This window comes from Acinetobacter sp. NyZ410 (assembly GCF_022828975.1).
GTDB lineage: Bacteria > Pseudomonadota > Gammaproteobacteria > Pseudomonadales > Moraxellaceae > Acinetobacter > Acinetobacter guillouiae.
This window is the reverse complement of record NZ_CP094620.1, coordinates 22497-47544: the sequence shown is the minus strand read 5'-3', so window position 1 is coordinate 47544 and position 25048 is coordinate 22497. Positions and strand designations below refer to the sequence as shown.

Below are 25048 nucleotides of genomic sequence, written 5' to 3'. Positions count from 1 at the left end.
TTTAGTCAATTACACCACTGATACCGATACGAACACTTGGGTCGCCTTGAGATGCTGCTGCAACACCACCTGTAATCGACCAACGTCCATTATCTGCAGTTTTACGTAGCGTCACACCTACCGCATTCTCACCACCATGGTATGCCGCACCTGCAGCATAGGTATATTTACCAGGAATATATGGTGCTGATTCAAGTGCCATTGCTGCTGCAATACCCGCATTGGCTTTTTTCTCTACATCATCAATCCTGTTATTGGTAATACGGAAAGCGTTGTCTAACTTGTTGCTGACATTGTCAATTTTGTTATTCAATGCTTGATCCGCTTGGTTCAATGCATCGATTGCACCACCGACATTGTTATACTTAGAATCACCTACATTGTAAGTTGGTGCAGTGAAGCTACCCGTAATGTTGTCATAGCCAGCACCACCGCCAAGATAATTCACAACTGCTTGGTTGGTCGTGTTCAATTGGCTGCCGTTGACTGCATCTTTTGATGTTGCATTGACTGCGCCATCTTTAACACCTGTCACAACGCGGTTGCCATCTGTACCCGCCACACTCACACTTGTACCACCAGTATCTTTCGCAACTGTAACTGTTGCGTCTTTACCTGCTTGTTGAACTAAGCCGACAGTACCATTGTTAATATCATTTTTGATATTGCTGATATCCGTTGAGTTTTGATCAACTTGTTGCTGAACATTCCACAATTGACCGCCATTTACAGCATCTTTAGAACCTTGAGTGACTGCACCATCTTTTACATTGCTAATGGTTGTACCATTTGTACCACCACCAAGTGTGATCTTATCTTTTGATGCATCGTCATATTTAACGGCATTATTGGCAAGCTCATTGACATTGTTATTCACAGTGCCAATTGCGCTATCTAACTGCCCTTTATTGACTGCATCTGTAGCATTTACAGCATTTGCCACGTTGGTAATTGTTTTATTACCCGCGTTAATACCTGCCACCGTTACACTTGGTCCACCGGCAATGGTTAATCCTGTGTTGTTTATCACAACCGCATTATTACCAATTGAGATTCCAGCATTATTGAGAACCGTATCACCTGCTTTCACAGAATCAACTGTTAAATCTTTTGCTGTTGATACTTCATAGTTGTCTGAACCATCAGCATTTTTGCTCTTATTCACAACAATATTCTGACCATTAGAAACAGTCGTTTTAGATGTTGTTGCTGCAGAACCAATGGCTTTATCCAATGCTGTTAAAGCATCACCAACATTGGACTGATTACCTTGTGCAACATTATAGGTTGGCCCAGTAATGGTGCCATCAGCATTGACCTTCGCATTACCGCCCAAACCATTTACAAGTGCGTTTTGAGTGGTAACAACTTGGTTACCAACAGCTTTTAACTGCGCTACGTTTACAGCATCAGCATCTGCGCTACCCGCTGCAACACCTGTAATTTGACGATAAATACCGCTTGCCGCATCACCAACTGCTACTGCACCAGTTGTTGATGTTGTATTGCTAATCGCTGTTTTGTCTGCACTTGTTGCAACTGACAGCGCATAACCTGCAACACCTGCACCAGTTGTCGCCGCTGAGCCATTGCCTAACACAACTGAACCAGCAACTGTTTTGGTCACATTGTTTCCAAGTACAAACGTATCATCTGTAAGCACTTGGTTATTATTACCTACAGAATAACTGTTCGCACCATCCACAATGGTCGGGTCACCAATCGCACCAGAATGGTTGCCTTTCACTTTATTGCCCGTACCAATACTGATTGATTGTGTACCTAATGCCTCAGCACCTTGACCAATAGCAATGGATTGTTTGCCCTCAGCTTTTGTATTGTGACCTAATGCAACAGCACTATCTGCACCCGTTGCCACAATTGCATTTACACCAATCGCTGTAGAGTTTAAACCACCCGCACTTGAGTCATTGGTTGTACCTAAATCACCTTTCGACATATCGGCATTGGTATGGAAGAACTTAATACCATCAGTATTCATCTTCTGTACTGTTTGACCAATCGTCAAGCGATCTGTGGTTTCTTGACCTTGCTTATCATAAGTTAAGAACAATGAATCTTGGTTCTTATTGTCAGGTTTCGTATTTACAACTTGATCAATAATATTCACTTTGTTGCCATTACCATCTACAACTTCAGTGATGTTTTTCGTCACAGCTTGCTTCAATTGCTCTTCAGTCGCTGCTCTACCTTTAGTTGCAAAATCACTTGCTCTTAAGTCAGTATTACTTAAGCCTTCGATTGTATTGCTGGCTTTATTTACAACAACATTACCTACTGTCACTTTGTCGAAGTTTACGTCTTTCGCTGTCGCAACTTGATAATTACTTGAACCATCTGCATTGGTACCAGCAGTCACAACAACGTTGTCTCCAGCCGTAACTGTGGTCTTCGCTTTGGTTGCTGAATCTTTAATGCTGTTGATTGCACCATCAATTGTGTTTGAACCCGTGCCACCAATGTTGCTTGTCGTAATGATACCAGTCGTTGCATCTCTCGTGGTCAAACCGCCAATTGCATTTTTCAGACTATTACCAACATCATACAATTGACTACCGTTGATCGCATCAGTTGATGTTGCGTTAATAGCGCCTGCTTTAACATTGGTGATTGTTGTTCCACCTGTACCTGCAAGGGTTACGCTATCGTAGTTTGCACTACCATCAGCATTCTTGTCGTACTTCACTGCAAACTTATCAGTTTCACCTTGCGATGCATTAAGAGTATTGATCGCTTTGTTAATGCTGGTTTCTGTGTTGCCACTACCATCTTTCACTGTCAACGCTGTGTTATCTACACCTGCAATGGTATTGCCTGAACCATCTTTAACCGAAATACCATCTTTACCGATCACTGTAGAACCATTTGTACCATTGGTTCCATCGTTCACTGTAATGCCGGTTAAGTTATTGAGGTTTTTATTTAACTCAATCGCAACTTGACCATTTGCAACCTTCGTAGTGATGTTGCTATCTGCACCGACAACTTCAACCGCTTCGCCTAACTTCTTGTTAACTGTATTGCCGTCTGCTGCTTTTAAGCCAAAGCCAGTATTAGTAAGACCTGTACTTAAGCTATCCAACTGACCTTTGTTGACCGCATCACTTGCTGCTGTCGCATCTGCTACATTTTCAACTTTGTTGCCATTTGCATCTAAACCATTTGCTTTCACTTTGCCTGCAAATACTGGTGCATCTGCCAACTGGATATCTAGCGTATTGCCAGTGATCACTGTCTTGATGTTGCTGTTCGAACCTGCGCCTGTTAAGCCACCTGTAATGTTCAGCGTCTCTCCAAGTTTACGATCAACTGTGCCACTGTTACCCGTGAAGGTCACTGGTTTAACCACTTCAGTGTTGAGGTTGCTTAACGCATCACCCACGTTGTTCGCTGTTGTGGTCGTGCCATCAGTTTTTGTGGTGACATAGCTTGGTGCGCTGATTGCACCTGTGCTGTTGTCATATTTTGATCCACCACCTAAGTTGGTTGCAGTGCTATTACCCAAAGTATCGGTCTTGCTGCTTGATGCTGTAGTCGCTGCATCCAACTGACCTTTATTCACTGCATCGCTTGCTGCTGTCGCATCGGCTACGTTCTCAACTTTGTTGCCATTTGCATCTAAACCATTTGCTTTCACTTTGCCTGCAAATACTGGTGCATCTGCCAACTGGATATCTAGCGTATTGCCAGTGATCACTGTCTTGATGTTGCTGTTCGAACCTGCGCCTGTTAAGCCACCTGTAATGTTCAGCGTCTCTCCAAGTTTACGATCAACTGTGCCACTGTTACCCGTGAAGGTCACTGGTTTAACCACTTCAGTGTTGAGGTTGCTTAACGCATCACCCACGTTGTTCGCTGTTGTGGTTGTACCATCAGTTTTAGTGGTGACATAGCTTGGCGCACTGATTGCACCTGTGCTGTTGTCATATTTTGATCCACCACCTAAGTTGGTTGCAGTGCTATTACCCAAAGCATCGGTCTTACTGCTTGATGCTGTAGTTGCTGCATCCAACTGACCTTTGTTCACCGCATCACTTGCTGCTGTCGCATCTGCTACATTTTCAACTTTGTTGCCATTTGCATCTAAACCATTTGCTTTCACTTTGCCTGCAAATACTGGTGCATCTGCCAACTGGATATCTAGCGTATTGCCAGTGATCACTGTCTTGATGTTGCTGTTCGAACCTGCGCCTGTTAAGCCACCTGTAATGTTCAGCGTCTCTCCAAGTTTACGATCAACTGTGCCACTGTTACCCGTGAAGGTCACTGGTTTAACCACTTCAGTGTTGAGGTTGCTTAACGCATCACCCACGTTGTTCGCTGTTGTGGTTGTACCATCAGTTTTAGTGGTGACATAGCTTGGCGCACTGATTGCACCTGTGCTGTTGTCATATTTTGATCCACCACCTAAGTTGGTTGCAGTGCTATTACCCAAAGTATCGGTCTTGCTGCTTGATGCTGTAGTCGCTGCATCCAACTGACCTTTATTCACTGCATCGCTTGCTGCTGTCGCATCGGCTACGTTCTCAACTTTGTTGCCATTTGCATCTAAACCATTTGCTTTCACTTTGCCTGCAAATACTGGTGCATCTGCCAACTGGATATCTAGCGTATTGCCAGTGATCACTGTCTTGATGTTGCTGTTCGAACCTGCGCCTGTTAAGCCACCTGTAATGTTCAGCGTCTCTCCAAGTTTACGATCAACTGTGCCACTGTTACCCGTGAAGGTCACTGGTTTAACCACTTCAGTGTTGAGGTTCGTTAATGCATCACCCACGTTGTTCGCTGTTGTGGTCGTGCCATCAGTTTTTGTGGTGACATAGCTTGGTGCGCTGATTGCACCTGTGCTGTTGTCATATTTTGATCCACCGCCCAAGTTCGTCGCAGTGCTATTACCTAAAGCATCGGTCTTGCTGCTTGATGCTGTAGTTGCTGCATCCAACTGACCTTTGTTCACCGCATCACTTGCTGCTGTCGCATCTGCTACATTTTCAACTTTGTTGCCATTTGCATCTAAACCATTTGCTTTCACTTTGCCTGCAAATACTGGTGCATCTGCCAACTGGATATCTAGCGTATTGCCAGTGATCACTGTCTTGATGTTGCTGTTCGAACCTGCGCCTGTTAAGCCACCTGTAATGTTCAGCGTCTCTCCAAGTTTACGATCAACTGTGCCACTGTTACCCGTGAAGGTCACTGGTTTAACCACTTCAGTGTTGAGGTTGCTTAACGCATCACCCACGTTGTTCGCTGTTGTGGTTGTACCATCAGTTTTAGTGGTGACATAGCTTGGCGCACTGATTGCACCTGTGCTGTTGTCATATTTTGATCCACCACCTAAGTTGGTTGCAGTGCTATTACCCAAAGCATCGGTCTTGCTGCTTGATGCTGTAGTTGCTGCATCCAACTGACCTTTGTTCACCGCATCACTTGCTGCTGTCGCATCTGCTACATTTTCAACTTTGTTGCCATTTGCATCTAAACCATTTGCTTTCACTTTGCCTGCAAATACTGGTGCATCTGCCAACTGGATATCTAGCGTATTGCCAGTGATCACTGTCTTGATGTTGCTGTTCGAACCTGCGCCTGTTAAGCCACCTGTAATGTTCAGCGTCTCTCCAAGTTTACGATCAACTGTGCCACTGTTACCCGTGAAGGTCACTGGTTTAACCACTTCAGTGTTGAGGTTGCTTAACGCATCACCCACGTTGTTCGCTGTTGTGGTTGTACCATCAGTTTTAGTGGTGACATAGCTTGGTGCGCTGATTGCACCTGTGCTGTTGTCATATTTTGATCCACCACCTAAGTTGGTTGCAGTGCTATTACCCAAAGTATCGGTCTTGCTGCTTGATGCTGTAGTCGCTGCATCCAACTGACCTTTATTCACTGCATCGCTTGCTGCTGTCGCATCGGCTACGTTCTCAACTTTGTTGCCATTCACATCTAAACCATTTGCTTTCACTTTGCCTGCAAATACTGGTGCATCTGCCAACTGGATATCTAGCGTATTGCCAGTGATCACTGTCTTGATGTTGCTGTTCGAACCTGCGCCTGTTAAGCCACCTGTAATGTTCAGCGTCTCTCCAAGTTTACGATCAACTGTGCCACTGTTACCCGTGAAGGTCACTGGTTTAACCACTTCAGTGTTGAGGTTGCTTAACGCATCACCCACGTTGTTCGCTGTTGTGGTTGTACCATCAGTTTTAGTGGTGACATAGCTTGGTGCGCTGATTGCACCTGTGCTGTTGTCATATTTTGATCCACCACCTAAGTTGGTTGCAGTGCTATTACCCAAAGTATCGGTCTTGCTGCTTGATGCTGTAGTCGCTGCATCCAACTGACCTTTATTCACTGCATCGCTTGCTGCTGTCGCATCGGCTACGTTCTCAACTTTGTTGCCATTCGCATCTAAACCATTTGCTTTCACTTTGCCTGCAAATACTGGTGCATCTGCCAACTGGATATCTAGCGTATTGCCAGTGATCACTGTCTTGATGTTGCTGTTCGAACCTGCGCCTGTTAAGCCACCTGTAATGTTCAGCGTCTCTCCAAGTTTACGATCAACTGTGCCACTGTTACCCGTGAAGGTCACTGGTTTAACCACTTCAGTGTTGAGGTTGCTTAACGCATCACCCACGTTGTTCGCTGTTGTGGTCGTGCCATCAGTTTTAGTGGTGACATAGCTTGGCGCACTGATTGCACCTGTGCTGTTGTCATATTTTGATCCACCGCCCAAGTTCGTTGCAGTGCTATTACCTAAAGCATCGGTCTTACTGCTTGATGCTGTAGTTGCTGCATCTAACTGACCTTTATTCACCGCTTGATCATCTGTAGTTGCATCAGCAACATTACTGATATTCTTGTTCGCTGCATTAATACCGCTGCTCGTAACACTTGGACCACCTGTAATCGTCAATCCACTGTTATCTAACTTGCTATTGCCTGTAATGACACTGCCAGCTGCGCCTAGGTCTAAGTTTGGATTTAACTTAACCTGTACGCCATCGGTGGTCGCAACTGTACTAATATTCATGTCACCAGTAATGGAAACCGTATCACCTAATTTCTTAGTAGCGCTTGTCGCTGCGGTATCACCTTTAAAGGTTAAGCCTGTATTATCAACAGCTGTCTTCGCATCTACACCTTTTTGAATATCTGTTTTAGTGCTTGTTGCAAGATCTACTTTATAGTCAGTAACGTTATTTGCATCTTTTGTTCCCGCAGTTACTGTGACAGCTGATGAACCTGCTGATGCGGTGGTACCATTGGCATTAACCGTATAAACATCTTGACCATTTGCACCTGTAGTTTTTGCAACCCCTGCTATATTGCTTCCACCTGCAACTTCAGTTTTTGATGCCGCAGATTTAGAGTCAACATAGGTTTTATTGGTCGCATCTGTACCTGCTGTTGGTGCATTGTTGACTGTTACTTTATTTGCTGTAATCCCTGCATTGTTAATAACCGTTGCACCTGTAGTAACACTACCAGCTGCGCCTAAGTCCAATGCATTCGATAACGCAACTTCGACTTTACCTGCATTTACTTTAGTCGTGATATTGCTGTTTGAACCGACTATATCAACCGCTTCACCTAACTTCTTGTTAACAGTCGTACCGTCTTGCGCTTTTAAACCAAAGCCCAAGTTCGTCAATGTTGAACCAGCATCATCTACATACTTTTTATTGGCTGCATCTGTATTGTTTGTTGGCGCAGCAACATTGGTAATTGCTTTACCACCAGCATTAATACCTGTTGTGTTGTTAATAACAACACCACCAACTGTAACTTGGTCAGCTGTAACACCTGCATTATTAATAGTGGTATTACCAGTTTTAACACTACCAGCTGTACCTAAGTCTAAGTTTGGATTTAACTTAACTTGTACGCCATCAGTAGTCGCAACTGTACTAATGTTCGTATCACCAGTGATGGAAACTGTATCACCTAATTTTTTAGTTGTGCTCGTCGCTGCGGTATCACCTTTAAAGGTTAACCCAGTATTATCAACCGCTGTCTTCGCATCTACACCTTTTTGAATATCTGTTTTAGTGCTTGTTGCAAGGTCAACTTTATAGTCAGTAACATTGTTTGCATCTTTAGTTCCCGCAGTTACTGTGACAGCTGATGAACCTGCTGATGCGGTGGTACCATTGGCATTAACCGTATAAACATCTTGACCATTTGCACCTGTAGTTTTTGCGACCCCTGCTATATTGCTTCCACCTGCAACTTCAGTTTTTGATGCCGCAGCTTTAGAGTCAACATAGGTTTTATTGGTCGCATCTGTACCTGCTGTTGGGGCATTGTTAACTGTTACTTTGTTTGCAGTAATCCCTGCATTATTAATAACAGTTGCACCTGTAGTGACACTACCAGCTGTACCTAAGTCCAATGCATTCGATAACGCAACTTCCACTTTACCTGCATTTACTTTAGTCGTGATATTGCTGTTTGAACCGACAACTTCAACTGCTTCACCTAACTTCTTGTTAACAGTCGTACCGTCTTGTGCTTTTAAACCAAAGCCCAAGTTTGTCAATGTTGCACCAGCATCATCTACATATTTTTTATTGGCTGCATCTGTATTGTTTGTTGGCGCAGCAACATTGGTAATGGTCTTATTACCTGCATTAATACCAGTACTCGTAACGCTTGGACCACCTGTAATCGTCAATCCACTGTTATCTAATTTAGAATTGCCTGTAGTGACACTGCCAGCTGCGCCTAAATCTAAGTTTGGATTTAACTTAACCTGTACGCCATCGGTAGTTGCAACTGTACTAATATTCGTGTCACCAGAGATAGAAACCGTATCACCTAATTTTTTAGTTGTGCTCGTCGCTGCGGTATCACCTTTAAAGGTTAACCCAGTATTATCAACCGCTGTCTTCGCATCTACACCTTTTTGAATATCTGTTTTAGTGCTTGTTGCAAGGTCAACTTTATAGTCAGTAACATTGTTTGCATCTTTAGTTCCCGCAGTTACTGTGACAGCTGATGAACCTGCTGATGCGGTGGTACCATTGGCATTAACCGTATAAACATCTTGACCATTTGCACCTGTAGTTTTTGCGACCCCTGCTATATTGCTTCCACCTGCAACTTCAGTTTTTGATGCCGCAGCTTTAGAGTCAACATAGGTTTTATTGGTCGCATCTGTACCTGCTGTTGGGGCATTGTTAACTGTTACTTTGTTTGCAGTAATCCCTGCATTATTAATAACAGTTGCACCTGTAGTGACACTACCAGCTGTACCTAAGTCCAATGCATTCGATAACGCAACTTCCACTTTACCTGCATTTACTTTAGTCGTGATATTGCTGTTTGAACCGACAACTTCAACTGCTTCACCTAACTTCTTGTTAACAGTCGTACCGTCTTGTGCTTTTAAACCAAAGCCCAAGTTTGTCAATGTTGCACCAGCATCATCTACATATTTTTTATTGGCTGCATCTGTATTGTTTGTTGGCGCAGCAACATTGGTAATGGTCTTATTACCTGCATTAATACCAGTACTCGTAACGCTTGGACCACCTGTAATCGTCAATCCACTGTTATCTAATTTAGAATTGCCTGTAGTGACACTGCCAGCTGCGCCTAAATCTAAGTTTGGATTTAACTTAACCTGTACGCCATCGGTAGTTGCAACTGTACTAATATTCGTGTCACCAGAGATAGAAACCGTATCACCTAATTTCTTCGTAGTGCTTGTCGCTGCGGTATCACCTTTAAAGGTTAAGCCTGTATTATCAACTGCTGCTTTCGCTGCAACACCTTTAGCAATATCTGTTTTAGTCGCTGCTGCAAGATCTACTTTATAGTCAGTAACGTTATTTGCATCTTTAGTTCCCGCAGTCACTGTGACAGCTGATGAGCCTGCTGATGCGGTAGTACCATTGGCATTAACCGTATAAACATCTTGACCATTTGCACCTGTAGTTTTTGCAACCCCTGCTATATTGCTTCCACCTGCAACTTCAGTTTTTGATGCCGCAGATTTAGAGTCAACATAGGTTTTATTGGTCGCATCTGTACCTGCTGTTGGTGCATTGTTGACTGTTACTTTATTTGCTGTAATCCCTGCATTGTTAATAACCGTTGCACCTGTAGTAACACTACCAGCTGCGCCTAAGTCCAATGCATTCGATAACGCAACTTCGACTTTACCTGCATTTACTTTAGTCGTGATATTGCTGTTTGAACCGACTATATCAACCGCTTCACCTAACTTCTTGTTAACAGTCGTACCGTCTTGCGCTTTTAAACCAAAGCCCAAGTTTGTCAATGTTGCACCAGCATCATCTACATATTTTTTATTGGCTGCATCTGTATTGTTTGTTGGCGCAGCAACATTGGTAATGGTCTTATTACCTGCATTAATACCGCTGCTCGTAACGCTTGGACCACCTGTAATCGTCAATCCACTGTTATCTAATTTAGAATTGCCTGTAGTGACACTGCCAGCTGCGCCTAAATCTAAGTTTGGATTTAACTTAACCTGTACGCCATCGGTAGTTGCAACTGTACTAATATTCGTGTCACCAGAGATAGAAACCGTATCACCTAATTTCTTCGTAGTGCTTGTCGCTGCGGTATCACCTTTAAAGGTTAAGCCTGTATTATCAACTGCTGCTTTCGCTGCAACACCTTTAGCAATATCTGTTTTAGTCGCTGCTGCAAGATCTACTTTATAGTCAGTAACGTTATTTGCATCTTTAGTTCCCGCAGTCACTGTGACAGCTGATGAGCCTGCTGATGCGGTGGTACCATTGGCATTAACCGTATAAACATCTTGACCATTTGCACCTGTAGTTTTTGCAACCCCTGCTATATTGCTTCCACCTGCAACTTCAGTTTTTGATGCTGCAGCTTTAGAGTCAACATAAGTCTTATTTGTCGCATCCGTACCTGCTGTTGGTGCAGCAACATTGGTAATCGCTAACCCACCGGCATTAATACCTGTTGTTTTATTGATAACAACGCCACCAACTGCAACCTGATCTGCTGTAACACCTGCATTGTTAATAGTGGTATTACCCGTTTTAACGCTACCAGCTGCGCCTAAATCTAAGTTTGGATTTAACTTAACTTGTACACCATTCGCTGTCGCGACTGTACTAATGTTCGTATCACCAGTGATGGAAACCGTATCACCTAATTTCTTCGTAGTGCTTGTCGCTGCGGTATCACCTTTAAAGGTTAAGCCAGTATTATCAACAGCTGTCTTCGCATCTACACCTTTTTGAATATCTGTTTTGGTGCTTGTTGCAAGGTCAACTTTATAGTCAGTAACGTTATTTGCATCTTTAGTTCCCGCAGTCACTGTGACAGCTGATGAGCCTGCTGATGCGGTGGTACCATTGGCATTAACCGTATAAACATCTTGACCATTTGCACCTGTAGTTTTTGCAACCCCTGCTATATTGCTTCCACCTGCAACTTCAGTTTTTGATGCTGCAGCTTTAGAGTCAACATAAGTCTTATTTGTCGCATCCGTACCTGCTGTTGGTGCAGCAACATTGGTAATCGCTAACCCACCGGCATTAATACCTGTTGTTTTATTGATAACAACGCCACCAACTGCAACCTGATCTGCTGTAACACCTGCATTGTTAAGAACAGTATTGCCTGTTGTAACTGATGTGAATGTAGGATTGTCAGAAATCGAAACTTTAATTTGGTTTGCTGTAACCGCTGTAGAAATATTTTTACTATCCCCAATCACTGCAACAGATGAACCTAATTTCTGGCTCGTTGTTCCAGTTGTTCCTGTAAATGTAATTGGTTTAACCACTTCAGCATTTAATGCACTCACTGCAGCACCAACATTATTAACTGTTGTTGTTGATGCATCTGTTTTGGTGATTGTATAACTTGGAGCAGTAATACCGCCTGCCGTTGTACCCGCTGTAGCCCCACCACCTAAAGCCGTCGCTGTATCTGTTGCTACCTTGGCCAACTCAGTATTGGTATTAAATAATTGGCTACCGTTAATTGCATCGGTACTAGACGCTGTAACCTGACCCGCTGCGACATTTTGTATTTGTCTTTTTATTGTACTTGAACCAACGCTCACAACACCTGTGCTCGCTGTACCCGTTGCAGTGTAAGATTTACCATTAATCGTTTGAGCGGTGCTGTTTACGGATGCTGATGTTGTCGTACTTGCTCCCAGTGCTGTACTACCAGCAATAGATGCATTTGCCCCATCACCTATAGCAACAGCGCCACTCGCAGTTGCATTCGTTCTTGCACCTAAAGCAACTGCACCTGTTCCTGCCGTTGAGACTGCAGACTGTGCACCTATTGCAACAGCATCAGTTCCAGCAGACTGCGCACCTTTAACCGCATTACCACCAATAGCCACAGCACCACTACCAGAAGCGGTAACAGCATTTGCAACTGATAAAACATTTCCATTAGCAGTACCTGTAGCCGTTCCACCTAATGCTACAGCATTTTGTCCTGTTGACTGGCTGCCTTCACCAAGTGCAGTACTACCTACCCCTGTTGCTCGACTCTCTACACCCACAGCCGTGCCAAAAGCATTAGCTTGGCTATTATGACCGATAGCTGTTCCTGCATTACCTGTAACTTCTGAAAACGCTCCATATGCAGTTACAGCCGAAAGACCATTACCTTTAGCATTACAACCAGCAACAGTAGAGTATGTACCAGAACCATCCGTTGCCTGGCCACCAGTCGTTCCAGGGTTTATAGTACCGACAATCCCATTAGAGCCAGTTATACAATTATTTGAATCTGTGTTTATAACATTCGCAGTTACATCGGATGAAAAAGTGATCATCAAGCTAACTGTTGCTGCCCCGACAATTCCCGTTACTTTAGATGACTTGGTTTTCCCTTTTGCCAATTCAGAAACTGCAACCCATGCCGACAAAGTCGCATTCCAAATCACTTTGTAGATCTTATTCATATTACTTTTCCTTTAGGAGGTGCATTACAGCCGCTGATTTCGCATCAATAACGCATATAAAATGTACAATTTTTTTTATTTAACAATTTACATACATTTAAAGCAATAGAAAAATTGAGATATATTTCACTTATTTTGTTTTTTTAAACACATGGTCTAAACTTTTAAATAAAAAGCAAAATAATCACACATTTTATAATTTTTATACCTATAAATCAGCAATTTATACACCAATCAAAAAACATTAAGATTTATTAAATACATATTGTTCTTAAATTGAGCATGTGACAAAATTTGTCACATTTAACAAAATAATGTGAGACTTAGTTTACATTTGACATATTGTTAAATTTCGATTAACTGCCTATGCTTATTCAGTTAACAATTTTTTATTGCGTAATAGGTCACAATAATTCTAGTTTAAATCTCCAAATCATCTGTTTGTTTAGATTAAGTTAAAAATAAGACCTATTTCTATCAATTTAAAGTGAAAAATTTTATATAAAAAAGTGATATTTATTTTAAAAATGAATGTTGGTTAATTTAGATTTACGCGAATTTTAAGAGTGCTGTAAAAGACATCTTCTGACTATTTCCAAACCAGATAGGTGATCAGAACAAAATATACAATTGATCGTATTTTATTTTTTACATAGAAAAAGCCGTATTTTCATTTGAAAACGCCACCGTATAATCAGGTTTGCTATAATTCAATTTAAAATTTAATCTGAGCATAACCTTTGAAGATCATTTTTGCAGGTACACCCGAATTTGCAGCTTCTGCTTTAGCAGCACTCATTGAAACTGATCACGAAATTGTGGCTGTGTATACTCAACCTGACCGTAAATCAGGTCGTGGACAAAAATTGACAGCTTCAGCCGTGAAACAACTTGCGCTCGCAAATAACTTACCCGTCTATCAACCACTTCATTTCAAAGCATCAACAGACGAAGGCTTAACAGCTCAACAAGAATTAGCAGCTTTGGGTGCAGATGTAATGGTGGTTGCGGCTTATGGTTTAATTTTGCCTCAGGCCGTATTAGATACACCGCGCTATGGTTGTTTAAATATTCATGGTTCTTTGCTACCACGTTGGCGTGGTGCTGCTCCGATTCAGCGTGCCATTGCAACGGGTGACACTGAAACCGGAGTAACGATCATGAAAATGGCGGCTGGACTAGATACAGGCGATATGATCTTTAAAACAGTGTGTCCAATCACTGCACAAGAAACCTCAGCGACTTTATATGACAAACTTGCGCTCCAAGGTGCTGAAGCAATTTGTGTAGTATTAGAGTCAGAACAAAAATTACAACAATATTTAGATGCACGTGAAGTGCAAGATGAACAATTTACGGTATATGCACATAAACTCACAAAAGCTGAAGCACAAATTGACTGGACTAAATCAGCAGTTGAACTTGATCGCAATATTCGGGCATTCAATCCTTGGCCAGTCGCATTTACACCAATAGATGAAAGCAATAATTTACGTGTGTGGAATTCTCAAATTTCAGACCTTACAGCCAATGGCGAAGCACCCGGAACCATTATCGAAATGAACAAACAAGGTGTACATGTGCTGTGTGGAGATGGTGTGATTTGTCTGACTAGCCTACAATGGCCAGGTGGCAAAGCCATTAACCCTGTACAAATTATACAAAGCCATAAACTTTCAGTAGGAAATATATTCGCATGAGCCAAATTCAATCATCTGCAAAAAATTTGAATTTGCGCGCACAAGTGGTTAAAACACTTTTAGCTGTTCAAAATGGACAGTCTTTGGCTTCCGTTTTAAACCAACATATCAATATTGTTTCTGAACGTGATCGTGGTTTATACCATGAGCTTACTTTGGGCTGTTTACGTCAGTGGTATTCTTTAAAAGCAATTACCTTACCCTTGCTCACAAAACCGTTAGACAATGAGGCACTAGAAAGTTGCTTATATTTGGGTTTATACCAGATTTTATGCACCCGTATTCCTGCACATGCGGCGATTTCAGAAACTGTCAATGCAGCGAAGCAATTAGGTTTTGAACCGATGAGTGGTTTGGTCAATGCCATCCTTCGTCGTGTTTCACGTGAAACAACTGAGTTTCAAACGGCTTTGAATAATACCCATGGTTTACCAAGCTGGCTGTTCAAACGACTTAAAAAAGATTGGGCTGATCTACTCCCTGAAATCTGTCAAAATTTAAAACAAGTTGCCCCACTAACGCTGCGTGTCAATGAACGTCAAATTAGTCGTGATGAATATCTTGATATTTTAGATGAAGAACAGATTGATGCTCGTCCTTGTACACTTTCAGATGTTGGTATAGTTCTGGAACAAACGGGCAATATTACTCATTTACCTGGCTTTGAAGAAGGCGGGTTTTCTGTTCAAGATGAACATGCTCAATTGTGTGCAACACTGTTACCCAACTTAGATGACAAGGTCATTATCGATGCTTGTGCAGCACCGGGTGGTAAAGCAGCTCATATCTTAGAACGTTTCAATCCTAAAAAATTAATCGCACTTGATCATGATGCTAAACGCTTATTGCGTGTTTCAGAAAACTTGGAACGCCTTGAATTAAATGTTGATGCAACAGTTGAAATCATCACAGCAGATGCTACAACATGGGTGCCTAAAGAATTGGTCGATTGTATCGTATTGGATGCACCATGTTCTGCTATTGGTGTTCTACGTCGTCATCCTGATATTCGCTTATTGCGCCAATCTACAGATATTCAGCAAGTGGTCGATCTGCAAAAGCAAATTTTAAAGCATATGTGGCAGCAGCTTAAAGTTGGTGGAACACTACTTTATATTACCTGCTCAATTCTAAAAGTTGAAAATGAACAGCAGATGGTCGAGTTTTTTGCTGAACATGCAGATGCTGAAGAAATCAAGATTGACGCAAACTGGGGAATAGAACAAATTCACGGTCGTCAATTGTTGCCTGAAGCGCATCATGGTGATGGTTTCTATTATTGTCGAATTCAAAAAACAGCTTAAAAAACGCATTAAAAAAGCAGGCTCATTCGCCTGCTTTTTTTGGCTCAAGTTTAAAGGGTATGGTGATCTTTGACTTCTTCCAGAACTTCATCCAGTTCTTCAGGATTTTTCATCAAATGTAGGATCGATAAAATCAACCCACCCCATAAAAATACCATTGAAATAATCATCATCACGATTGCAGAAGTATTCATTTTGACGCTCCTATCGATCTTTCATTTTGCTAAGGACTAAAGCAATAACAGCACAGAAAATCACACTGCCCCAACCAAAGAACATCAACATACTAGAACTATAGGTATCGTATCCATTTTTAATCAAGCTAAAAACGGTCATAGATAAAGTGACCAGCAAAATTAAAGAAGTGATTACGGTTAAAGTGAAATCCCAACCTTTACCAAGCTGCACAGTTGAAATACGATTCACATGATCACGTAATTCCATCAATGCTGAACGTTTAAACCACGCTATCGAAATGATTGACAATAATGCACCGCCAATAATCCCAATGTTATTGATAAAGTGATCGACGATATCTACCAGTTTAATCGAGTTCACGCTAGAGAATAAGAAAATTGAAACCAGCGCACTACCACCGCCAATGATGCTTACGGCTTTTTTACGCCCCCATTTTAACTTGTCTTGCATCGCTGCAATCGGCACTTCAAGGATACTCACCATTGAAGAAATACCCGCAACAAATAAAGAAGAGAAGAACAGTAAACCGAATAAATCCGCACCAGTCCCTAAACTAGAAATGATTTTAGGGAAAGCAATGAATGCCAAGCCGATACCACCACTGACCACTTGGTCTACAGGTTTTCCAGCTGAAAATGCCATAAAGCCCAGCGCCGCGAAGATACCAATCCCCGCAAGGATTTCAGTAGACGCATTGGCAAAACCAACGATAAGGCCCGAGCCTGTTAAATTGGTTTTTGGTTTAAGATACGAGGCATAAGTCACCATGATCCCAAAGCCAACAGAGAGTGAAAAGAACGTATGACCAAATGCTGCAAGCCATACTTTATAATCCCACATCGCTGCCCAGTTTGGTGTAAAGAAAGCATTTAAACCTTGAACTGCACCGGGTAAACGCAACGCTTGAATAACAAGAATCGTGAACAGAATAAACAGTAAAGGCATGAAAATTTTATTGGATAATTCAACCCCTTTTTTCACACCACCAAATAAGATGATCAACGTTAATGCCCAGATTCCTACAATTGGCCAAAATAAATGACCAACAAATTGAAAATCAAAACTTGTTGATTTTGAAGTTTGTAAATAGGTATTGAAGAAAAAGTTTTCAGGATCACTTCCCCACAATTGACCTACAGAAAAATAAACATAACTACCGGCCCATGTCAGTACGCTGGCATAGTACAAACCAATAATGATACAGACACAGACTTGCCACCAACCTAAAGTTTCGCCCCCTTTAAATAAAGCACGATAGGCTTTAGGAGGTGAAGTATTACTTTTATGCCCTGTCGCATAGTCTAAAAATAACAGTGGTAATCCTGCCGTGATAAGTGCAATTAAATATGGAATTAAAAAAGCGCCACCACCGTTTTCATAAGCAATGTAGGGAAAGCGCCAAATATTACCTAAACCGACAGCCGATCCAACAGCTGCGATAATAAAACCTGATCGTGATGTCCAGTTTTCACGAGATTCTGTCATAAAACACCTAATTCTGTAGATGTCCTCAAATGCTGCTTTTTTTCATTGTGATCTGCGAGCAAAAGAAGTACCAATTTTAAATTTTGTTGTTTGAATAAAACAGCACCTTTTGGGTGCTTTGTTATTATTCCAAACCAGTAACTTTGCAAACTTCTCGGTTAAAGTGCATCAACAAAATTACTGTTTAATGTTGTAACAATACTCGTTTTGCAGCGCTTTTTCTGTAATTTGTGTCTATTTTCTCAGGTTTTTTTTACTTTTTATTGCACATGGTTAATTTTTAGCTATTTTGCTTGGAATTGCCTATTTCTAATTGACCGTCTTGGGTAAACGATAATGCCCAATGATTTTATATTCATGCAAAATGTCATTTTCACGTGTTCCATAACCAATGTTATGAATAACCAAAGGTGTTTTTGACAACATTGTGGTTTTATTTGAAATGATACCAATGTGGGTTAAGCCTTTACCTAAATCCCATGCCACGATATCACCTGCTTGATACTTTTGATCATTCACTTGATAACTTTGACGCTGAAAATAGGTCATGATATTTGGAACCCGTCGATGATCAATATTTCGATCGGTTGCTTTTAAACCCCACTTTTGTGGATATTTTTTAAAATTGGCTTTCATATCTTCATGAATACGTTGTTGCAGATCTATACCTTGATGGCGTAAGGCGCGAATAACCACGTCTGTACATACACCTTTGATCAATGGAACATCACCCATTGGATAAGACAACTGAGTATAAGCAGGATCATAATAAAGTGTTTTCAAAATCTGAGAGCGTGCATCATTTACCAGTTTTTCAGATTGAAATGCCCAAATTTGCACACTCTGTAAGCAAAGCAAAACCATTAAAAAGAATGAATTGAAAAATTTTATTATCATTTTTTAACTCTATATAAAATTCAAAGAAATAAGGAGCCGTAGCTCCTTAGAATATTAACTTATTGTTTGATCACAAGTAAGCGCTCTTCCTGCATATCACCAATTGCAGACTGGATCCCCTCACGACCTAAACCCGAATCTTTCACACCACCATATGGCATATTATCAACTCTGAAGGTGGGTATATCATTGATAATTACCCCGCCCACGTGTAAATGATCCCATGCATAAAGCATCTTATTGAGATTTTGAGTATATACACCAGCTTGTAAACCAAAGCGACCTTGGTTAATCACTTCGATACCTTTCTCAAATGTTTTATATTTTTCTAAAATTGCCACAGGGCCAAATGCTTCATTTTGATAAATTTCAAGAGATTCATCGACATTTTCAAGCAAAGTTGGCTCGAATAAAACCCCTTTTAAAGTGCCACCAATTAAGATTTTCGCACCCTTTTTCTCCGCTTTATCTACCCATTTTTTTAAACGAATCGCTTCAGCCTCTTTGATCATTGGGCCCACTATCGTGGTTTCTACATGTGGATCTGCCGCAGATAATTTTTTCAATTTTGCTAAGATTTTTTTTCTAAATTCTATATAAATATCAGCATGGACTAAAATTCGTTGCACACTAATACACACCTGTCCCGCATGACCATATGCACCACCAATTACTCGATCAATCAATGCATCACTTATTTCTGTATCAGGTTCAATTAAAACAGCTGCATTCCCCCCCAATTCGAGGGTAACTTTTTTGCGACCAGCACGTGCTTTCATATCCCAACCCACTTGATCAGAACCGGTAAAGCTGAGCAGCTTAAAGCGATCATCCGTCACTAACACATCAGCATGTTCTCGTGGGCAAGGCAAAATTGAAAATGCGCCTTTTGGTAAATCTGTTTCAGCCAAAATTTCTGCGATTTTTAATGCGGAAATTGGCGTCAAACTTGCCGGTTTTAATACAAATGGACAACCCGCTGCAATTGCTGGTGCAATTTTATGCGCTGTTAAATTCAAAGGAAAATTAAATGGACTGATCAGAGACACTGCTCCAATCGGTACATGTTGTACCATTCCTCGATATGCAGAAGCCGCAGCGGTTACAGCCAAGGGCATTAAATGACCATCATTAATTGTGGAGACTGCATCTGCCGCTAGTTGGAAAGTATTAATCAGCCTTTCAACCTCAGCTGCTGCAGCAAGTTTAGGCTTTCCACCTTCGATAATTAAAATTTGGGTTAATTCTTCACGGAGCTCTTTAAAACGCTGAACACAATGTAACAGTATTTTTTGCTTCTGAAATGGTTTTAAAGTAGCCATTTCTTTCTCTGCTTTCACAGCTGCACTGATGGCTTTTTCTAAAATTTTTGCATCCGCTAAAGCCACTTTTGCATAAATTTTCCCCGAAAATTTATCATGAACTTCAAGCCATTGCCCTGATTTAATCGCTTTATTGGCGACATAAAGTGGGAATTCAATCACTGCTTGATCAATAGAATCACTCATCCTACACCCTCGATTTAATCTTTTTAATAATGCAAAATTTGATAAACCCCTATATCATGCCTTCAGTTGGTACAGTATTGAAATGTATTTAAGTAACAAAAATATAGGATGAAAAATCATTTCATCAAGAAGGACATATGAAATCTATTCAATTACCCTTATTTATCGCAGCCCTAGGTCTAAGTTCATTTGCTCAAGCTGATTTTATTGGTTTAAAAGGTGATATTAGTTATTGGAGTATTGGTGGAGATTCTCAAATCAACCACAAAACATCCAGTCTATCCAACAAAACGGGGACAGATAATTTATTATTAGATCCTTATGCTGGGCTAAACGCAAAACATGATTTAGATACCAAAGGCACGATTCAAGCCTCTGTTGCTTTTGAGCACCCGATTCCAATCATTCCCAATGTAAAATTAAAATATACCAAGTTAGATACTGAAACTGAGTCTAATAATGAGTTTGCTAAAACTAAAATTGATTTAGACCATACAGATCTTATTCTTTACTATGAAATCTTAGACAATATTGTAAAAGCTGATGTCGGTGTAGGGGCAACTAAACTCAACGGTACTGTAAAGCAATTTTCACAAAATGTTGATGTTGATGAATATGCACCAATCCTTTATGCAGAAGCTGGTGCAAAACTACCATTTACAGGTTTAAGCGCAAAAGCTGAGGCGACTTATACCAATGTCAATGATGTAAAAATCACAGACGCTCAGGCTGAAATTCAATATGATTTTGTTAAGTCTATTGTTTTAGATCTTGGTGCCAAAGTGGGTTATCGTGTTTTAAATATCGAACTCAGTGATTTAGATAACCGTGATATGAAGTTTAATTTTAAAGGGCCTTATATTGGTTTAAATGCCCATTTTTAATAGAAAATACCCGTTTATGATCATGTAAGCTTTTTCTTACATGGTCTGCCGAATTATGCGTATAGGCAGAACAGCTAAATTTTAATACTATAAACACATCAGGAAACAGGAAGTTTCCATTAAAACAAGAATAAGATAGGACAATAACGCAGGATAGCGAAAGGTACGACAGGAGTTATACCTCAGAACCAATACAAAAAACCTCAGGCATGGATGTCTGAGGTTTTTTATTTTGAATACACTAAAAACAATTAAAGTAAAAAACTTACCACTTCATAAAAGCCATTCCTTCAATAGCATCAATTTGAATCAGTTCAGTTTGTTTTTGAACCAGTTTAACCGCTTTATGCAAACTTATTGTTTTTGTATAAGAGCCTTTTTGATCAGGAACAGGAATATCTGCATCTAATGAATAATCATCATTAACGATAAACTGTAAAGTACGATCATTTTTATCAACGATCCCTAAAAAGTTTTCTGGCCTGATTAACACAGATTGCATTATTTCTATGATTTCATCGATAGATGCATACTGATTTTGAGTGGGTAAAACCTCTTCACCATCATAATCTGTAAAGAAAAATTGGAAAATCAACATATTATTAACTGTTTTTATCGTAATACTTTAATTTTTAGCATAAAGAAACGGCTGGTTCAATAGCTCGACTCTTTCTATATCCCTTACTTCAATAATAATCATGATGAGGAATACAGAAAATCAGTTCAGTTTCATCAATGCATAAGCTTAAGCAGTCATCAATTAGCTTAATATAACGAGATCTGTTTCATTCCGCTAATAAACACCGCGCATAAAAAAACACCCCGCTCTCGCTAAAGAACGGGGTGTTTTAGATTTAAAAGCTGGCGATGACTTACTCTCACATGGGTAACCCCACACTACCATCAGCGCTAAGAGGTTTCACTTCTGAGTTCGGGAAGGGATCAGGTGGTTCACTCTTGCTATTGTCGCCAGCAAACTGTTATGGACTTGTTCGGGTCTTATTTAAATGCCTTACTTCGTACCAAATGAGTTTAACAGAACATTTGAGTTGGGTATTGTAACTAGCTTTACAACTAAATCAAGTATGTTTGATCTTTTATGAATCAAATGATGCTTCATATACAACTGCTTGGGTGTTGTATAGTCAAGCCTCACGAGCAATTAGTATTGGTCAGCTTCATGCGTCACCGCACTTCCACATCCAACCTATCAACGTCGTAGTCTTCAACGGCTCTTTAGAGGACATAAAGTCCTAGGGAAATCTTATCTTGAGGTAGGCTTCCCGCTTAGATGCTTTCAGCGGTTATCCCTTCCGAACATAGCTACCCGGCGATGCGACTGGCGTCACAACCGGTACACCAGAGGTTCGTCCACTCTGGTCCTCTCGTACTAGGAGCAGATCCTCTCAAATTTCCAACGCCCACGGTAGATAGGGACCGAACTGTCTCACGACGTTCTAAACCCAGCTCGCGTACCTCTTTAAATGGCGAACAGCCATACCCTTGGGACCTGCTTCAGCCCCAGGATGAGATGAGCCGACATCGAGGTGCCAAACACCGCCGTCGATATGAACTCTTGGGCGGTATCAGCCTGTTATCCCCAGAGTACCTTTTATCCGTTGAGCGATGGCCCTTCCATACAGAACCACCGGATCACTAAGACCTACTTTCGTACCTGCTCGACTTGTGGGTCTCGCAGTTAAGCGCGCTTTTGCCTTTATACTCTACGCGTGATTTCCGACCACGCTGAGCGCACCTTCGTACTCCTCCGTTACTCTTTAGGAGGAGACCGCCCCAGTCAAACTACCCACCAGACATGGTCCTCGTCCCGGATAACGGGACAGAGTTAGAACCTCAATATTACCAGGGTGGTATTTCAAGGATGGCTCCATAGCAACTGGCGTCACTACTTCAAAGCCTCCCACCTATCCTACACAAGTAAGATCAAAGTTCAATGTCAAGCTGCAGTAAAGGTTCACGGGGTCTTTCCGTCTAGCCGCGGGTACACCGCATCTTCACGGCGATTTCGATTTCACTGAGCCTCTGCTGGAGACAGCGCCCCCATCATTATGCCATTCGTGCAGGTCGGAACTTACCCGACAAGGAATTTCGCTACCTTAGGACCGTTATAGTTACGGCCGCCGTTTACTGGGGCTTCGATCAAGAGCTTCGCTTACGCTAACCCCATCAATTAACCTTCCAGCACCGGGCAGGCATCACACCCTATACGTCCACTTTCGTGTTTGCAGAGTGCTATGTTTTTAATAAACAGTTGCAGGGGCCTGGTTTCTGTGGCTGCCAATAGCTCAAGGAGCAAGTCCTATCACCGTCAGCAGCGTACCTTCTCCCGAAGTTACGGTACCATTTTGCCTAGTTCCTTCAGCAGAGTTCTCTCAAGCGCTTTGGTCTACTCGACCTGACCACCTGTGTCGGTTTAGGGTACGATTCCTGTGTAACTGAAGCTTAGAGACTTTTCCTGGAAGCATAGTATCAGCCACTTCGCTAGTAAACTAGCTTGCTATCAGCTCTCAGCATAGAGCACCCCGGATTTGCCTAAGATGCATGCCTACTGCCTTTCACCTGGACAACCAACGCCAGGCTGACTTAACTTTCTCCGTCCTCTCATCGCATTACACAGAAGTATTGGAATATTAACCAATTTCCCATCGACTACGCCTCTCGGCCTCGCCTTAGGGGTCGACTCACCCAGCCCCGATTAACGTTGGACTGGAACCCTTGGTCTTTCAGCGAACGGGTTTTTCACCCGTTTTGTCGTTACTCACGTCAGCATTCGCACTTCTGATACCTCCAGCATACTTCTCAATACACCTTCATCGGCTTACAGAACGCTCCCCTACCACGTATACATAGTATACATCCGCAGCTTCGGCATATAGTTTTAGCCCCGTTACATCTTCCGCGCAGGCCGACTCGACTAGTGAGCTATTACGCTTTCTTTAAAGGGTGGCTGCTTCTAAGCCAACCTCCTAGCTGTCTATGCCTTCCCACATCGTTTCCCACTTAACTATAATTTGGGGGCCTTAGCTGGCGGTCTGGATTGTTTTCCTCTTGACTACGGACGTTAGCACCCGCAGTCTGTCTCCCGGATAGTACTCATAGGTATTCGGAGTTTGCATCGGTTTGGTAAGTCGGGATGACCCCCTAGCCGAAACAGTGCTCTACCCCCTATGGTATTCGTCCGAGGCGCTACCTAAATAGCTTTCGGGGAGAACCAGCTATCACCGAGTTTGATTAGCCTTTCACCCCTATCCACAAGTCATCCCCTGGCTTTTCAACGACAGTGGGTTCGGTCCTCCAGTTAGTGTTACCCAACCTTCAACCTGCTCATGGATAGATCACCCGGTTTCGGGTCTATACCCAGCAACTAAACGCCCTATTAAGACTCGATTTCTCTACGGCTCCCCTATGCGGTTAACCTTGCTACTGAATATAAGTCGCTGACCCATTATACAAAAGGTACGCAGTCACCGAACAAGTCGGCTCCCACTGCTTGTATGCATGCGGTTTCAGGATCTATTTCACTCCCCTCACAGGGGTTCTTTTCGCCTTTCCCTCACGGTACTGGTTCACTATCGGTCAGTCAGGAGTATTTAGCCTTGGAGGATGGTCCCCCCATATTCAGACAAGGTTTCACGTGCCTCGCCCTACTCGTCATCATTATATGTGCCCTTTCGTGTACGGGACTATCACCCTCTACGGTAGCACTTCCCAGAGCTTTCCGCTAAAACACATATAACTTAATGGGCTGATCCCCGTTCGCTCGCCGCTACTGAGGGAATCTCAATTGATTTCTTTTCCTAAGGGTACTGAGATGTTTCACTTCCCCTCGTTCGCCTCGCATGACTATGTATTCATCATGCGATACCTACCTTATGGTAAGTGGGTTTCCCCATTCAGAAATCTCCGGATCACAGGATATTTGCCGCCTCCCCGAAGCTTATCGCAGGCTATTACGTCTTTCATCGCCTCTGACTGCCAAGGCATCCACCACATGCACTTAATTACTTGACTATACAACCCCAAACAGTCGTTAATCCCTACAAGGAGGATCAACAATGTGAACTTAATCACTTCTATTTGTTGCCTGTGA

9 protein-coding genes and 2 rRNA genes are annotated in these 25048 nt (G+C 42.0%); 3 read left to right on the top strand and 8 right to left on the bottom strand.

Going from position 1 to position 25048, the window contains the following annotated elements; all coding sequences use genetic code 11:
• Nucleotide 1: 1 nt before the first annotated feature.
• Nucleotides 2-12961: an ESPR-type extended signal peptide-containing protein gene (locus MTO68_RS00145; protein WP_244014543.1), complete on the bottom strand. Its 12960-nt coding sequence runs from the start codon at nt 12959-12961 to the stop codon at nt 2-4.
• 740 nt (nt 12962-13701) lie between these two features.
• Here MTO68_RS00145 and fmt point away from each other — a divergent pair.
• Both fmt and rsmB read left to right on the top strand, forming a co-directional pair.
• The gene (fmt, locus tag MTO68_RS00140; RefSeq protein ID WP_034618074.1) at nt 13702-14661 is read left to right on the top strand and encodes a methionyl-tRNA formyltransferase; all 960 of its coding nucleotides are present in this window, start codon (nt 13702-13704) and stop codon (nt 14659-14661) included.
• Complete coding sequence (rsmB, locus tag MTO68_RS00135) at nt 14658-15965, top strand: 16S rRNA (cytosine(967)-C(5))-methyltransferase RsmB (RefSeq protein ID WP_244014541.1); 1308 nt, start codon at nt 14658-14660, stop codon at nt 15963-15965. Before fmt ends, rsmB begins: the two co-directional genes overlap by 4 nt.
• Nucleotides 15966-16015: 50 nt before the next feature.
• Here rsmB and MTO68_RS00130 read toward each other — a convergent pair whose 3' ends face one another.
• From MTO68_RS00130 to MTO68_RS00115, 4 genes are all read right to left on the bottom strand, one after another.
• Nucleotides 16016-16159: a methionine/alanine import family NSS transporter small subunit gene (locus MTO68_RS00130; protein WP_004718897.1), complete on the bottom strand. Its 144-nt coding sequence runs from the start codon at nt 16157-16159 to the stop codon at nt 16016-16018.
• A 10-nt stretch (nt 16160-16169) separates the two neighbouring features.
• Complete coding sequence (locus MTO68_RS00125) at nt 16170-17648, bottom strand: sodium-dependent transporter (protein WP_034618072.1); 1479 nt, start codon at nt 17646-17648, stop codon at nt 16170-16172.
• Between the two features lie 309 nt (nt 17649-17957).
• Nucleotides 17958-18545 carry a DUF1287 domain-containing protein gene (locus MTO68_RS00120; RefSeq protein WP_239046717.1) on the bottom strand — a complete coding sequence of 196 codons (588 nt, stop codon included), beginning with the start codon at nt 18543-18545 and terminating at the stop codon, nt 17958-17960.
• A gap of 59 nt (nt 18546-18604) precedes the next feature.
• Nucleotides 18605-20053, bottom strand: coding sequence for an aldehyde dehydrogenase family protein (locus tag MTO68_RS00115; protein ID WP_244014539.1), 1449 nt, complete (start codon nt 20051-20053; stop codon nt 18605-18607).
• A gap of 137 nt (nt 20054-20190) precedes the next feature.
• Between MTO68_RS00115 and MTO68_RS00110 the strand changes: the two genes are divergently transcribed.
• On the top strand, nt 20191-20937 hold the full coding sequence (locus MTO68_RS00110) for a TIGR04219 family outer membrane beta-barrel protein (protein WP_244014538.1): 747 nt from the start codon (nt 20191-20193) through the stop codon (nt 20935-20937).
• A gap of 265 nt (nt 20938-21202) precedes the next feature.
• On the opposite strand, the gene MTO68_RS00105 is transcribed toward MTO68_RS00110, so the two are convergent.
• The 3 genes from MTO68_RS00105 to MTO68_RS00095 form a co-directional block, all read right to left on the bottom strand.
• A complete protein-coding gene (locus MTO68_RS00105; protein WP_244014536.1) occupies nt 21203-21535 on the bottom strand; it encodes a hypothetical protein in 333 nt (110 codons plus the stop codon).
• A 261-nt stretch (nt 21536-21796) separates the two neighbouring features.
• Nucleotides 21797-21911: ribosomal RNA gene (gene rrf, locus MTO68_RS00100) — 5S ribosomal RNA — on the bottom strand.
• A gap of 167 nt (nt 21912-22078) precedes the next feature.
• Nucleotides 22079-24969 (bottom strand): 23S ribosomal RNA (locus tag MTO68_RS00095).
• Nucleotides 24970-25048 lie beyond the last annotated feature (79 nt).